General features: G+C 69.0%; 11 protein-coding genes. 5 read left to right on the forward strand and 6 right to left on the reverse strand.

What is annotated here, in order from left to right; all coding sequences use genetic code 11:
- The first annotated feature begins 121 nt into the window (after positions 1–121).
- Both AC1RVY_RS17630 and AC1RVY_RS17635 read left to right on the forward strand, forming a co-directional pair.
- Positions 122–2,239 (forward strand): catalase, encoded by a 2,118-nt coding sequence (locus AC1RVY_RS17630; RefSeq protein ID WP_369643040.1) that lies wholly within the window; start codon positions 122–124, stop codon positions 2,237–2,239.
- 54 nt (positions 2,240–2,293) lie between these two features.
- On the forward strand, positions 2,294–2,902 hold the full coding sequence (locus AC1RVY_RS17635; protein ID WP_218295653.1) for a hypothetical protein: 609 nt from the start codon (positions 2,294–2,296) through the stop codon (positions 2,900–2,902).
- Between the two features lie 141 nt (positions 2,903–3,043).
- On the opposite strand, the gene AC1RVY_RS17640 is transcribed toward AC1RVY_RS17635, so the two are convergent.
- Positions 3,044–4,036 (reverse strand): Bug family tripartite tricarboxylate transporter substrate binding protein, encoded by a 993-nt coding sequence (locus tag AC1RVY_RS17640; RefSeq protein WP_492807442.1) that lies wholly within the window; start codon positions 4,034–4,036, stop codon positions 3,044–3,046.
- 204 nt (positions 4,037–4,240) lie between these two features.
- Positions 4,241–5,731 (reverse strand): argininosuccinate lyase, encoded by a 1,491-nt coding sequence (gene argH / locus AC1RVY_RS17645; protein ID WP_492807444.1) that lies wholly within the window; start codon positions 5,729–5,731, stop codon positions 4,241–4,243.
- 51 nt (positions 5,732–5,782) lie between these two features.
- On the opposite strand from argH, the gene AC1RVY_RS17650 reads away from it, so the two are divergent.
- Both AC1RVY_RS17650 and AC1RVY_RS17655 read left to right on the forward strand, forming a co-directional pair.
- Positions 5,783–7,042 (forward strand): sensor histidine kinase, encoded by a 1,260-nt coding sequence (locus AC1RVY_RS17650; RefSeq protein WP_492807446.1) that lies wholly within the window; start codon positions 5,783–5,785, stop codon positions 7,040–7,042.
- Positions 7,023–7,781, forward strand: coding sequence for a LytR/AlgR family response regulator transcription factor (locus AC1RVY_RS17655; RefSeq protein ID WP_492807448.1), 759 nt, complete (start codon positions 7,023–7,025; stop codon positions 7,779–7,781). Before AC1RVY_RS17650 ends, AC1RVY_RS17655 begins: the two co-directional genes overlap by 20 nt.
- Before the next feature lie 74 nt (positions 7,782–7,855).
- Here AC1RVY_RS17655 and arsA read toward each other — a convergent pair whose 3' ends face one another.
- From arsA to add, 3 genes are all read right to left on the reverse strand, one after another.
- Positions 7,856–9,679, reverse strand: coding sequence for an arsenical pump-driving ATPase (gene arsA, locus AC1RVY_RS17660; protein WP_492807450.1), 1,824 nt, complete (start codon positions 9,677–9,679; stop codon positions 7,856–7,858).
- Between the two features lie 144 nt (positions 9,680–9,823).
- Entirely contained in the window at positions 9,824–10,843 is a 1,020-nt protein-coding gene (locus tag AC1RVY_RS17665) for a tripartite tricarboxylate transporter substrate binding protein (protein ID WP_492807452.1), read from the reverse strand.
- Between the two features lie 12 nt (positions 10,844–10,855).
- Positions 10,856–11,941 (reverse strand): adenosine deaminase, encoded by a 1,086-nt coding sequence (gene add, locus AC1RVY_RS17670; RefSeq protein ID WP_218295661.1) that lies wholly within the window; start codon positions 11,939–11,941, stop codon positions 10,856–10,858.
- Between the two features lie 69 nt (positions 11,942–12,010).
- Between add and AC1RVY_RS17675 the strand changes: the two genes are divergently transcribed.
- Entirely contained in the window at positions 12,011–12,952 is a 942-nt protein-coding gene (locus tag AC1RVY_RS17675; protein WP_492807453.1) for a LysR family transcriptional regulator, read from the forward strand.
- Positions 12,953–12,995: 43 nt separating this feature from the next.
- Here AC1RVY_RS17675 and AC1RVY_RS17680 read toward each other — a convergent pair whose 3' ends face one another.
- On the reverse strand, positions 12,996–13,856 hold the full coding sequence (locus tag AC1RVY_RS17680) for a ZIP family metal transporter (RefSeq protein WP_218295663.1): 861 nt from the start codon (positions 13,854–13,856) through the stop codon (positions 12,996–12,998).
- Positions 13,857–13,957 lie beyond the last annotated feature (101 nt).

Consider the following 13,957-nt stretch of genomic DNA (forward strand, 5'->3'; position numbering starts at 1 on the left):
AGCCGGCCGGATCACCGCCCGCCGACGACGGCCCGATACGGTGGCGTCCTACCCCGCGGCCGCGTGTGGCCCTCAAAGATGGGGGTTTGTTTCCCTTCCTTCCCACCGTTCAGGAGCGCCCATGGCACGAACCCCCACCACCCGCGGCGCGGCAAAGAAGACGCTGCCCGCTGCTCCCTCCTCCACCCAGGCCGACACCTACCGCGGCAACGCGGGCGAGTTGCAGCAGCAAGCTGGCGGCAAGCACCCCGTGCTCACCACGCAGCTGGGCATTCCCGTGGCGGACAACCAGAACTCCCTGCGTTCGTCGCCACGCGGCCCCACGCTGCTCGAGGATTTCATCCTGCGCGAGAAGATCACCCACTTCGACCACGAGCGCATTCCCGAGCGCATCGTGCACGCGCGCGGCTCGGCGGCCCACGGTTTCTTCGAGCTCACCCATTCCCTCAAGCAGTACACCACCGCCCGCGTGCTCACGGAGGTGGGCGTTCAGACACCCGTGTTCACGCGCTTTTCCACCGTGGCGGGCGGCGCCGGTTCGGTGGACACGCCGCGCGACGTGCGCGGCTTCGCCGTCAAGTTCTATACCCCCGAGGGCAACTGGGACCTGGTGGGCAACAACATCCCCGTGTTCTTCATCCAGGACGCGATGAAGTTTCCCGACCTCGTGCACGCCGTCAAGATGGAGCCCGACCGTGCGTTTCCCCAGGCGGCCAGCGCGCACGACACCTTCTGGGATTTCATCTCGCTGATGCCCGAGTCGCTGCACATGATCATGTGGGCGATGAGCGACCGCACCATCCCGCGCAGCCTGCGCATGATGGAAGGCTTCGGCGTGCACAGCTTCCGCCTGATCAACGCCGCGGGCGACAGCACCTTCGTGAAATTCCACTGGCGCCCCAAGCTGGGCATCCAGTCCACGGTGTGGGACGAGGCCGTGAAGCTGCAGGCGGCGGACAACGACTTCCACCGGCGCGACCTGTTCGAGGCCATCGAGGCGGGCGATTTCCCGGAATGGGAGCTGTCCGTGCAGCTCTTCACCGAAGAGGATGCGGAGCGCTTTCCGTTCGACCACCTGGACCCCACCAAGCTCGTTCCCGAGGAACTGGTGCCGCTGCAGCCCGTGGGCCGCATGGTGCTCAACCGCTGGCCCGACAACTTCTTCGCGGAGACCGAGCAGGTGGCCTATTGCCCCGCCAATGTGCCGCCAGGCATCGACTTCAGCAACGACCCGCTGCTGCAGGGCCGCCTGTTCTCGTACCTGGACACGCAGCTGTCGCGCCTGGGCGGGCCCAACTTCGCGCAGATTCCCATCAATGCGCCCAAGTGCCCCTTTCACAACATGCAGCGCGACGGCCACATGCAGATGCAGGTGCCCAAGGGCCGCGTGAACTACGAGCCCAGCAGCCTGCAGTCCGATACGCCGCGCGCCTCGCAGGCGCTGGGAATGCGGCATTTCGCGCAAGGGGACGACGGCGCCAAGGGGCGCATCCGCGCCGAGAGCTTCGCCGACCACTACAGCCAGGCGCGCATGTTCTTTCGCAGCCAGAGCCCGCTGGAGCAGGCGCACATGGCGTCCGCGCTGGTGTTCGAATTGTCCAAGGTGGGCACGCCGCATGTGCGCGAGGCCGTGGTGGGCCACCTGCAGCATGTGGACCCCGAGCTGGCCCGGCGCGTGGCCGACGGGCTGGGCCTGCAGGCCCTGCCCCCCGCCCCGCCGGTGGCCGATCCGGTGCAGGACCTGCCGCCCTCTCCCGCGCTGCGCATCATCGACCGCATGAAGCCCACGCTGCAGGGCCGCTGCATCGGCATCCTGGTGGCCGACGGCTCCAACGGCAACACGGTGGCCAACCTGCGCAAGGCGGCGGAGAAGGCCGGCGCCACCGTCAAGATCGTGGCGCCCAAGGTGGGCGGTGCCCGGCTCAGGGACGGCACCCAGCTGCCCGCCGACGGGCAGCTGCAAGGCACGCCATCGGTGGTGTTCGACGCCGTGGCCTCGGTGCTGTCGCCCGAGATGGGCGCGCAGCTGGCCCAGGAGGCCGCCGCCGTGGACTGGTTCCGCGACGCGTTCGGGCACCTCAAGGCCATCGCGGCCTGCAAGGGCACCCAGGCCATCCTGCAGGCCGGGGGCATCGAGCCCGATGCGGGCGTGGTGGACCCGGCCGACGTGCAGGGCTTTCTGGCTGCCGCGCAGACCCGCCAATGGGAGCGCGAACCCAGGGTCCGCACCCTCGCATGAACGAACACCCCCTGCGCACACCCCATTGCCAACCCAACCACCGAAGGAGAAACCATGCCCAAAGCCCACTATGACAGCCACCAGCTTGATGATCTCGTGCTCCAGATGATGGAGACCGAACTCGGCGGCGAGCAGGTGTACCGCACCGCGCTCACCTGCGCCGTGAACCCGGATCTCAAGAAGGAATGGCAGACCTATCTGGAAGAAACCCTGACCCACCAGGAGGTGGTGCGCAGCCTGTGCGACGCCCTGGGCCTGGACCCGGCCGCGCAGTCACCCAGCCGGGCGGTGGTCAAGCACATCGGCGAATCCCTGGTCAAGGCCATGCTGCTGGCGAAACAGGGGGGCGACCCCGCCGCCGCCCAGCTGGTGGCCTGCGAATGCGTGGTGCACGCCGAGACCAAGGACCACGCCAACTGGGAACTGCTGGGCAAGGTGGCCGAGGTGGCCACGGGGGACGTGGGCCAGACGCTGAAAGCGGCCCACAAGGCCGTGGAAAAGGACGAGGACCACCACCTCTACCACACCAAGGGCTGGTGCCGCGAACTGGCCATTGAGGCGCTGGGCATGCCCGCCGTGCTGCCGCCGCCCGAAGAGGTCAAGAAGGTGGAAACCGCCATCGGCGCGTCGCGCGCCGAGCAGCAGCGCGAGGCCATGCTGTAGCCGGACAAGCCGCGGGGGGGGCGCCGCCAGGCGCTCCATGCCAAAGCTACAAAAACAATAGCCGCCAGCGCTTGATTGACAAGCGCTGGCGGCTATTTCATTGCCCGGCCGCGCTGGCGCCACGGCCCTTCGGAACCCCCACTACTGGGCCACGAACCCGCTCGTCTTGATGATGCGGGTCCAGGCGTCGGTGTAGGAAGCCTGGCGGGCGGCCAGCTGCTGGGGCGACATGTGGCCCACGGTGAGCCCCATGGCGGTGAGGTGGTCACGCACGTCGGGCATGGCCACGACCTTGGCCAGCGCGGCCGAGAAGTCGGTGATGAACTTCTGCGGCGTGCCGGTGGGTGCGTAGATGCCGTAGTACGGCAGGTCCTCGAAGCCCTTGAGGCCCATCTCGTCGAACGTGGGCACGTCGGGCATGGCCGCCTGGCGCCTGGTGCCCAGCACGCCCACCACGCGCACCTTGCCGGCCTTGTGGTTCTCCATGAAGTCCTGCACCGAGGCCACGCCCGCGCTGATCTGGTTGCCCAGCATGTCGGCCATCATGGGCGCACTGCCCCGGTAGGGGGCCGAGACCAGGTCCAGCTGGTACTTCTGGCCCAGCAGCTTGACCAGGAACTCGGGCGTGGAGGCGGGTGCCGGAATGCCGACCGCGCCCTTGCCGTGGCCACTGGCCTTCACCCAGGCCACGTACTCGGGGAACGACTTCGCCGGCGTGCCGCCCGAGACGGCGAACGCGTTCACGAAGGTGGCGAAGCCACCCACAGGCACGAAGTCGCGCACCGGATCAAAGCCCGGGTTCTTCACCACCTGCGGCAGGATGGAGATGGTGTGGTCGTGCGTGAGGAACAGCGTGGTGCCGTCCGGCGCCGAGGCCTTGAGCGCCTGCGCGGCGATCTGGCCGCCCGCACCGGGGCGGTTTTCCACCACCACGGGCTGGCCCAATTCGTCCTTGAGCTTCTCGGCGAGCGTGCGCGCGATCGCATCGGTGCCGCCGCCGGGCGGGAAACCCACCAGCAGGCGGATGGGCTTGGGTGCCTGGGCAAAGGCCAGCCCCACGGTCAGCGCGGCGCCCGTCAGGGCGGTGGTGCGCAAAAGGCGGGACAGCAGGCTGCGGCGGGAAGTGGTCGTCATGGCAGAACTCCGGTTTGTTCGAATGTGGTCGCTGGGGTGCGCATCCGCACACCTAGCACGGTTCAGGCCAGCGGCCCCGGCGCACCAGGGGCCGCCCCGCCGTGGCTGCGGCGCTGCGCTGGCGTGCGCTGGCGGCGTGCCCCTTCCCGAACTGCGCGGCGATTCGAGAGACGGGCAAAGGCGCGCAGCGCCCCAGGGGTTGTCTCATTTTCCCAGGCGCGCGCGGTGGCGCTCCAGCTGGCTGCGCACCTGCGCGGGCGCGGTGCCGCCCAAGGTGTTGCGCGCATTGAGCGAGCCGCGCAGGCTCAGGCACTCGTACACGTCCTTGTCGATCTGCGGGTGAAAGCCCTGCAGCACGGCCAGGGGCAGCTCCGACAGGTCGCAGGCATGCGTGGTGGCCGCCTTCACGGCGTGGGCCACGGTCTCGTGCGCGTCGCGGAAGGGCAAGCCCTTCTTGACCAGGTAGTCGGCCAGGTCGGTGGCGGTGGCGTAGCCCTTGAGCGCGGCCTGCTCCATCGCGGGCGCGTTGACGGTGATGCCGCCCTCCTTCTGGCCCGTGGCGGGGTTCAACTGGCCGCCGACCATCTCTGCAAAGATGCGCAGCGTGTCCTTGAGCGTATCCACGGTGTCGAACAGCGGCTCCTTGTCCTCCTGGTTGTCCTTGTTGTAGGCCAGGGGCTGGCCCTTCATCAGCGTGATCAGGCCCATCAGGTGGCCGACCACGCGGCCGGTCTTGCCGCGCGCGAGTTCGGGCACGTCGGGGTTCTTCTTCTGCGGCATGATCGATGAGCCGGTGGTGAAGCGGTCGGCGATCTTGATGAAGCCGAAGTTCTGGCTCATCCAGATGATGAGCTCTTCGGACAGCCGGCTCACGTGGACCATGCACAGGCTGGCGGCGGCGGTGAATTCGATGGCGAAGTCGCGGTCGCTCACGGCGTCCAGGCTGTTCTGGCACACCGCGGGGGACCCGCTCATGTCCACCATGCCCAGCGTCTTGGCCACGCGCTCGCGGTCCAGCGGGTAGGTGGTGCCGGCCAGGGCCGCACTGCCCAGCGGCAGCACGTTGGTGCGGCGGCGCACATCGGCCATGCGGTCGGCGTCGCGCGCGAACATTTCCACATAGGCCAGCATGTGGTGGCCGAAGCTCACCGGCTGGGCCACCTGCAGGTGGGTGAAGCCGGGCAGGATCACCTCGACGTTCTGCTCGGCCACATCGACCAGCGACACCTGCAGCTCCTTGAGCAGGTCGGCGATCAGGTCGATCTCGCCGCGCAGCCACAGGCGCACGTCGGTGGCCACCTGGTCGTTGCGGCTGCGGCCGGTGTGCAGGCGCTTGCCCGCATCGCCCACCAGCTGCGTCAGGCGCGCCTCGATGTTCAGGTGCACGTCCTCCAGGTCCAGCTTCCATTCGAAGCCGCCGGACTCGATCTCGGAGGTGATCTGCGCCATGCCGCGCTGGATGGAGGCATGGTCCTCCTGGCTGATCACGCCCTGGGCCGCCAGCATCTCGGCATGCGCCAGGCTGCCCGCGATGTCGGCCTGCCACAGGCGCTTGTCGAAGAACACGCTGGAGGTGTAGCGCTTGACCAGGTCGCTCATGGGCTCTGAAAACAGCGCCGACCAGGCCTGGGCCTTGGTATCGAGCTGGTTGTGGGACGGCGCAGAGTCAGCGCTGGTGGCTTGGGCTTTGGACATAGGAGGGCAATAATCCGGAGGTTCAGACACCCGGACAACCCGGGCGCCGCAATGCAAAACACGCAAATTTTATCGACCCAGCCTCCGCCGCCCGATTCGGCCCTGCCGCGAGGCTCCGCGCGGGGTGGCCTGGCGCCCGCGCGCCGGGTGCTGGTGTTCGATGCCTGCCAGGTGGGCGTGGTGCTGCGGGCCGTGCTGTTCGTGGAGCTGGTGGTGGGCGTGGGCGCGATGTTCGGAGCGGGCAACCCCGTGGAATGGCTGGCCACGATGGCGCTGCTGACGGGCGGGGCATTGCCGGCCACGCTGCTGTGGCTCATCACGGCCTGCAGCCTCAAGACTGTTCTGCAGCGCCTCTCCACCGCGCAGCAGTATGCGGCCGGCGTGCTGCTGGGCGCGCTGGCGGGCGCCTACGCCTGCGGCATGCTGGCGCTGGTGGCGCAACCTGCGTCACCGCCCTGGCTGGCCAGCGCCGCGACAGGGGCGCTGCTGGCGGCCATGCTGGTGGCGGCGCTGGTGCTGCGCGCACGGGGCCGCACGCCCGCCGCCACCACGGCGCGGCTGACCGAGCTGCAGTCGCGCATCCGGCCGCACTTCCTGTTCAACACCCTCAACAGCGCCATCGCGCTGGTGCGCGCGGAACCGGCCAAGGCCGAATCGCTGCTCGAAGACCTGAGCGACCTGTTTCGCCACGCGCTGGTGGAACAGGGGGAATCGGTCACGCTGGCCGAAGAGATCACCCTGGCGCGCCGCTACCTGGCCATCGAAGAGGTGCGCTTTGGCAAGCGCCTGCAGGTGCAGTGGAACCTGGACCCCCGCACCGACAGCGCCCGCCTGCCGCCGCTGCTGCTGCAGCCGCTGGTGGAGAACGCCGTCAAGCACGGCGTGGAGCCCAGCGCGCGCGGCGGGCGGCTGCGCGTGCTGACCGAGCTGCGCGGCAGCCGCGTGGTCGTGCGCATCACCAACACCCTGCCCCCCAAGGAAGGCAGGAACGGCAACGGCAACGGCAATGGCGACGACACGGCGCCCCGGGGCCACGGCATTGCCCTGGCCAACGTCCGCGCGCGGCTGGCGCTGCTGCATGATGTGCAGGGCGAATTCACCGCCGGCGTGCAGGACGGCCTGTACCAGGTGCGCATCACCCTGCCCGCCACCGACCCCAAGGCGCGCGCCCGGGGCGCGCGCGGCGCGGCGCCAGCCCGAAGGGGCCCCCATGGCGGCCGCGCGCAAACATCCCAGCGCCGCATGGTGGACGGCGAAGACGACCTCAACCACAGCAGCCCCGCTACCGACCATGAACATCCTGATCGTTGACGACGAAGCCCTGGCCCGCAGCCGCTTGCGCACCCTCCTGTCCGACTGCGCCCAGGCCCAGCCTGCCCAGCGCATGACCGTGGCCGAGGCCGCCAACGCCGGCGAAACCATGGCGCTGCTGGGGCCCACGGGCGGACGCGCCTTCGACCTGGTGCTGCTTGACATCCACATGCCCGGCCAGGATGGGCTGGCACTGGCCCACACCCTGCAGACCCTGCCCCAGCCCCCGGCCGTGGTGTTCGTGACGGCCCACGCGGACCATGCCGTGAGCGCGTTCGAACTGGATGCCACCGACTACCTGACCAAGCCCGTGCGCCGCGAACGCCTGCAGCAGGCACTGGCCAAGGTACAGCGTGCCACGCGCCCCCCCGCGTCCGCGCCCACCACCGGCGTGCCCGAAGGCGAAACCCTGCTCATCCAGGACCGGGGCCGCACCGAACGCCTGCCCCTGGCCGAGGTGCTGTACTTCAAGGCCGAGCAGAAGTACGTCACCGTGCGCACCGCCACGCGCAGCTACATCATGGACGGCGCCCTGAGCGAGCTGGAGGCCAAGTTCGCGCCGCGCTTCCTGCGCATCCACCGCAACGCGCTGGTGGCCCGCCGCGCCGTGCGCGCGCTGGAAAAGCACTACGACCCCGAGGAGGGCGAAGGCTGGGCCGTGCGGCTGCAGGGCTCCACGGAACTGCTGGCGGTGTCGCGCCGGCAGGTGGCCGCCGTGCGGGAAGAGCTGGCGCGTTGATTTCTGGTCTTTTTTGACCTCTGGCGCTTATCTCCAAAGCGCCAATAGCTATAATTTTTATAGCGTACAACTGATCATTGCTGGGGCGCTTCGACCAGCCGCCCCAGAGCCTCCACCCCCACCGGCGGCGTGGCCAGCCAAGGCAGCACATAGGTGCGTTGCGCCAGTCCGTTGGCAATGCGCTCGGCCTGTTGCTGCTCGCCCACCAGGCGGGCCTGCAGCAACGGGTCGCCGGTGCCGGTGGCCGCCACACTTTTGTTGATGACCCAGGCCCAGGGCTCGATGTGGGCACGGCGCAGGTCGTCCTGCAGCGCAGCGGCCTGGCCCACGGGTGTCACCTCGGGCAGCGTGACGATGACCACATGGGTCATGTCGGCGTCCTGCAGGCGCATCAGGGGCGTGATGATGTGTTTGGAGTTGGCACTGCCTTCGTACTGCTGCGTCATCTGCCGGTGGTAGGCGCCGGTGGCGTCCATCAGCAGCAAGCTGTGGCCGGTGGGCGCGGTGTCCAGCACCACAAAGGCGCTGCGCGCCTCGTTCACCACCCGGCTGAAGGCGTGGAACACGGCGACCTCTTCGGTGCAGGGCGACTGCAGGTCTTCCCGCAGCAGCGCGCGGCCTGCGTCATCCAACGCCTTGCCGCGCGTGGCCATGATCTTGTCGATGTAGGCTTTGGTTTCGGCCTGCGGGTCGATGCGCCCCACCTTCAGGCCCGGCACGCTGCCGCCCAGCTGGCTTTGCACGTGGGCCGCCGGGTCGGTGGTGGTGAGGTGCACGCTGTGTCCGCGCTGCACCAAACCCACAGCCAGCGCGGCGGCAATGGTGGTCTTGCCCACACCGCCCTTGCCCATCACCATGATGAGACCGTGGCCCTTGGCGGCCAGCGCGTCGGCCAGGGACGAGAGGGGTTCAGCCTGCAACGGCACATCCGCAACGGCGGCGGGCGCGCTCGGCAGCACATCGCCACCGCCCAGCAACGCCCGCAGCGCAGGCAAACCCACGGTATCGAAGGCACGCAGCGGCACCTCGTCGCGCGGCAGCTGGGCCAGCGCATCGGGCATCTGGTCCAGGGCCTGGCGGCCCAGGGCCTCGATGGCATCGGCCACCGCGTCCTGCCCCGGCTGGCTGGCGTGGAACACGCCGTTGATGGCTAGGCGCTGGTTGGCCAGGCCCAGGGCGCGCAGCTCCAGCGCGGTGCGCGCGGCCTCTTGCATGGGTCGGGGGTCGGGGCGGGTGACCAGCACCACGGTGGTCAGGCCCGGGTCGCTCAGTGCGGCCAGCGCGGCGTTGAACCGGGCCTCCTGCATCTTCAGGCCTGAGTGCGGGCCCAGGCAGGATGCCCCCCGGTCGTTGCCCGCCAGAAACCCGGTCCAGGCCTTGGGCAGGCTCAGCAGGCGCAGCGTGTGGCCGGTGGGGGCCGTATCGAACACCAGGTGGTCGAACACATGGCCAGTGTCACTGCCCTCGCTGGCCAGCAGCGCGGCAAATTCGTCGAACGCAGCGATCTCGGTGGTGCAGGCGCCCGAGAGTTGCTCGCGCACCGCGGCGCGTTCATGGCTGCTGGCGGTGGCCTCCAGCTGCGCCAGCACGCGCTGGCGGTAGGCCTCGGCGGCGGTATCGGGGTCGATGTTGAGCATGTGCAGCCCCGGCACCCCGGGCACGGCCACGGGCTGGTTGGACAGCGGCACGCCCAGCATTTCATCCAGGTTGGAGGCCGCATCGGTGCTGACCAGCAGCACCTGGCGGCCCGCATCTGCCAGGGCAATGGCCGTCGCTGTGGACAACGAGGTCTTGCCCACCCCGCCCTTGCCGGTAAAGAACAGGAACCGCGTAGGCTGGGCGAGCAGGCCCAGACGAACCACAGCGGAGTGGTGCGAGGCAGATGCGGCAGCGTTCATGCCATCAGCATGGCACAGCCCCCACCTTTTTGTCTGGCGCAAGTCCCCCCACGGACCCTACACCCCGCAGCCCATTGACCCGCATCAAGAACGGAGGGTGGATGCCGCGCTGCACAACACAACAGGCACCACCCCGCCGGCGGGTCATTCCTTGATGTTCGCCGCCTTCACGATCGCGGCATACCGGGCGCTTTCGGTCTGCACAAACCGCGCAAACTCGGCGGCGCTTCCCTTGCCCGCCACGGCGCCACCATCGGCCAGCTTGGCGCGCACATCGTCCATGCGCAGCACTTCGCCCAGCTCGCGGTTCAGGCGCTCCAGCACGGCGGGGGGCGTCTGCGCGGGGGCAAACAGGCCCGTCCACGAGACCATGTCAAACCCTTTGAAGCCCGCGGTCTCGGCCACCGTCGGCACGTCGGGCAGAGAGGGCAGGCGCTGGTCGTCCGTCAGGGCGATGGCCTTGAGCTTCTTGCTGTGGATGTGCGGCGCCGCCGTCACGCTGATGAGCACGGCGAGGTCCACCTGATTGCCGATCACATCGGTCACGATCTGTGCGCCACCCCGGTATGGCACATGCACCATGAAGGTCTTGCTCTGTTCCTTGACGCGCTCCATGGCCAGGTGCAGCACCGTGCCCACGCCCGAGGTGGCGTAGCTCAGCTGTCCGGGCTTTTCACGCGCCAGACGCAGCACATCGGCCAGGTTGTTCGCCGGCAGCCCGGGGCGCGCCACGATCAGCATGGGGGCGGTGGTCACCAAACCCACCGGAGCCAGGTCCTTGAGGGTGTCGTAGCGCACGGCCGCAGGGTTCACCAGTCGTGCAATGGCCGCCGGGCTGTCAGCACCCAGGACGAGCGTGTAGCCATCTGGCGCCGCCCTGGCGGCCTTTTCCATGCCGATGACGCCGCCAGCGCCTGCCACGTTGTCCACCACCACGCTCTGTTTCAGGCGTTCTCCGAGCCTTTGCGCGATGAGCCGCCCCGTCACATCCACATTGCCCCCGGCACTGAAGGGAACGATGAGCGTGATGGGCTTGGCGGCGGGCCAGGCGGCCTGCGCGTGCGCAGCCATGCTGGCGCCTGCGCCGAGCAGCGCAGCCACCAGGGGCCACGCCAGGCGCCGTGGCAAGAAGGACGGTACAGGGAAGAACCGGGAGGGAAGCATGCAAGGACTCCTTCAGGGGGGGACGGCAGAGAACAGGTTTGTCTGCGCCAGTTGCTTGTCAAACGCTGCCAGCCACTGCGTGGACCATGCACGCCGCGTGCCATCGTCAATCCAGGCGGCATCCAGTCCATTGGCCAGGAAACCGCGCAAGTCCCCGGCGCCAAAGCCGAAGTCGCGCACCATCATGGCCCAGGCCTGGGTGGGGTTCACGTGGTGCAGCGTGGGGTCATCAGTGTTGGGGTGAATGCGCAGGCCCGCCGCCGGCATGTGGCGGATGGGGTGGTCCAGCGCCCAGCGTTCGGGGGCCAGGGTGCGCAGGTAATACGAATTGGTGGGGACCACGGTGAAGACGATGCCCCGGTCGGCGCATTCGCGCACCAGGGCCGGGTTGTCGAGCACCGTGTAGCCGTGGTCGATGCGGTCCACCTGCAGCACGTCGAGGGCCGTGCGCACGTTGTTCCAGGGCATGCCGAACTCGCCCGCATGGGCCGTGGTCCTGAGCCCGCCCCGGCGCGCCAGCGCGTAGGCCGGGGTGAACCATTCAGGCGGGTGATCCACCTCGCGGTAGTCGATGCCGATGCCAATCACCTCGTCGCGCCGGTGGGCCAGCACCCATTCGACCATTTCGGTGGCGGCCTCGGGCGGGGCCTCGCGGTCGATGGCGGCAACCAGGCGGCCCGTGATGCCGAAGTCGGCCTCGGCATCTGCAATGGCGCGCACGATGCCTTCCAGCGCCTGCGGATAGGCCAGCCCCGATTGCCGTGCGGTACCCGTGGGGTTCCAGAAGAACTCGGCATAGCGCACGTGGTGCGCGGCGGCATCCTGCAGGTATTCGTAGGTCAGGCGGTGCAGGTCATCCGGGCTGCGGATCAGTTCGGCATCCAGCGCGCGCAGCACCCGCAGCACGCCCACGGGTTTTTCGCCCCGGGTGTAGAAGGCCTCGATCTCGGCATCGCCGATGGGGGCGCCCGCCCGGCGAACGAGGCTGGTGAACGTATCGCGCCGAACGGTGCCGAGCAGGTGACAGTGCAGCTCCACCTTGGGCAGGGCGTGGAGAAAGGCGTACAGCGGGTCTGCGGGTGCGGCAAAGGTGGGCATGGCCGCATGCTATGCAGCGCGGTGTGATAGCGGAAGTGATTTAATTTGATGTTGCAATAAAAGCAATTTATGAGCAAACACCCCGCCACACGGCCCGCGGCCGAGCGCCCACCCGCGCACCGCACGCCCACGCTGCGCCAGTTGCGCAGCTTTCAGGCCGTGGCCCGGGCCCTGAGTTTTCGGCAGGCGGCTGAGGCCCTGTCGCTCACGCAGCCCGCGCTGTCCGCCTCCATCCGCGAGCTGGAGGCCGTGCTGGGAGCGCCCGTGCTGGAGCGCAGCACGCACCACGTGCGCCTCACGCCCCAGGGCGCCCTGCTGCTGCCGCAGGTGGAACGGCTCATCAATGGCTACGAGCAGGGAGTGGATGGGCTGTACCGCACGCTGGACGATGGCAAGCGCACCCTGCGCGTGGCCGCGCTGCCCTCGGCCATGCACCTGCTGGCCGAGCCGCTGCGGCAGTGGCTGGCGCAGCACCCGGACGTGGACCTGCGCCTGCAGGACCCCCTCAACGACGATCTGGTGGCCGCGCTGCAGCGCGGCGAGGTGGACCTGGCCTTGGGCGTCGCGCTCGATCTTCCGCCCCATATCGAGACCTTCCCCGTGGCCCACGACGACCTGGTGGCGGTGCTGCCCATCCGCCACCGGCTGGCCCGGCGCAAGCGGCTGGCATGGCAAGACCTGGCCGGCGAACGCCTGGCCCTGTTCGCGAGGGGCAGCACCTACGACCTCGCGGTGGCCACCTTGCGCCAGCACGGGGTGGACCTGGCAGCGGCAGACCAGTTGCTCTACAGCGAATCTCTCTACAGCCTGGTGCGCTGCGGGCTGGCGGTGGGGGTGATTTCCCGGCTGTACACCCACAACCTGGACGCGGCCGCCGTACGGGTGAGCCCGCTGCACGCACCGGTGATCTCGCGCCGGGTGGCGCTCATGGCGCACGCCCCCATGGGGGCGCGGCCCCCGCTGGTGCAGGATTGCCTGGAGTTCCTCACTCAGGCGCTGCGCACGGGATAAGCCGCCTGGGCGGAGACAGCCCTGGCAACCTGTCGCACCGGGCTCAGTGCCCGTGCGCCGCCCCGCTCACCAGCGTGACGATGACCATGCCGGCGACGAGCCAGGCGATCTGCAGCACCGTCTCGCGTGCCGTGAGACGCTTTTGCAGTTGCGGGATCAGGTCGGCCAGCGCCACATACACAAAGCTGCTGGACGCCACGGCCAAGAAGTAGGGCAGCAGGTCCTGCAGCTGCCCCACCAGGAAGTAGCCCACCACGCCGCCCAGCGCCGTCACGGCGCCCGCCAGGGACACTTTGACCAGCGCCATGCGGCGGTTGGGGCTGGTCTGGCGCAGCACCACCAGGTCGCCCATGTGGTGGGGCACCTCGTGCGCCAGCACCGACACGGCAGCGATCACGCCCAGCCGGATGTCGGCCAGGAAGGCGGAGGCGATCAGGATGCCGTCGCCAAAACAATGCACGCTGTCGCCCGTCAGCACGGCCCAGCCGCCGGATCGCGGGGCATGGTGGTGGTGATGGTGGTCGTGGTGCGCATGGTCGTGCCTGCCGCCGTGGTCAGGGCCGTGGCCGTGTTCAGCGCCGAGCGGATGTGCCGGCGCCTGCGCCACATGGCTGTGCTCGTGCCCGTGGTGCCAGAGTTCCGCCTTGTCCAGCAGGAAGAAGAACACCACGCCCACGAGCAGCGTGGCGAACAGGTCGTGCGCGCCCGCCTGGCTCTCGAATGCCTCGGGCAGCAGGTGCATGAAGGCCGTGGCCAGCAAGGCGCCCGCCGCCAGGCTGAGCAGGTGCTGGGGGCCGACGCTGTCCGGGCGCCCGCCCAGGCCCAGCCGCATCAGCAGCGCGGCCAGCCACACGCTGCCAATGCCCGCGGCCAGTGTGGCCAGGATGATTGCTACCAAAGTCATAGCTTCTTGCGCTTTATAGATATGCCCTGGAGCCTATTTTCGTTCAAATACCGCATCCCGGATGCGAGATTAAAAAAGCCGCCCCGGGTGAGGGCGGCTGC

This window comes from Acidovorax sp. GW821-FHT11A03, assembly GCF_058809075.1.

Bases quoted from the DNA above. Each gene is read 5' to 3' on its own strand.
- AC1RVY_RS17630 (WP_369643040.1), top strand. From the start codon at position 122: ATGGCACGAACCCCCACCACCCGCGGCGCGGCAAAGAAGACGCTGCCC.
- AC1RVY_RS17635 (WP_218295653.1), top strand. From the start codon at position 2,294: ATGCCCAAAGCCCACTATGACAGCCACCAGCTTGATGATCTCGTGCTC.
- AC1RVY_RS17640 (WP_492807442.1), bottom strand. From the start codon at position 4,036: ATGACGACCACTTCCCGCCGCAGCCTGCTGTCCCGCCTTTTGCGCACC.
- argH (WP_492807444.1), bottom strand. From the start codon at position 5,731: ATGTCCAAAGCCCAAGCCACCAGCGCTGACTCTGCGCCGTCCCACAAC.
- AC1RVY_RS17650 (WP_492807446.1), top strand. From the start codon at position 5,783: ATGCAAAACACGCAAATTTTATCGACCCAGCCTCCGCCGCCCGATTCG.
- AC1RVY_RS17655 (WP_492807448.1), top strand. From the start codon at position 7,023: ATGAACATCCTGATCGTTGACGACGAAGCCCTGGCCCGCAGCCGCTTG.
- arsA (WP_492807450.1), bottom strand. From the start codon at position 9,679: ATGAACGCTGCCGCATCTGCCTCGCACCACTCCGCTGTGGTTCGTCTG.
- AC1RVY_RS17665 (WP_492807452.1), bottom strand. From the start codon at position 10,843: ATGCTTCCCTCCCGGTTCTTCCCTGTACCGTCCTTCTTGCCACGGCGC.
- add (WP_218295661.1), bottom strand. From the start codon at position 11,941: ATGCCCACCTTTGCCGCACCCGCAGACCCGCTGTACGCCTTTCTCCAC.
- AC1RVY_RS17675 (WP_492807453.1), top strand. From the start codon at position 12,011: ATGAGCAAACACCCCGCCACACGGCCCGCGGCCGAGCGCCCACCCGCG.
- AC1RVY_RS17680 (WP_218295663.1), bottom strand. From the start codon at position 13,856: ATGACTTTGGTAGCAATCATCCTGGCCACACTGGCCGCGGGCATTGGC.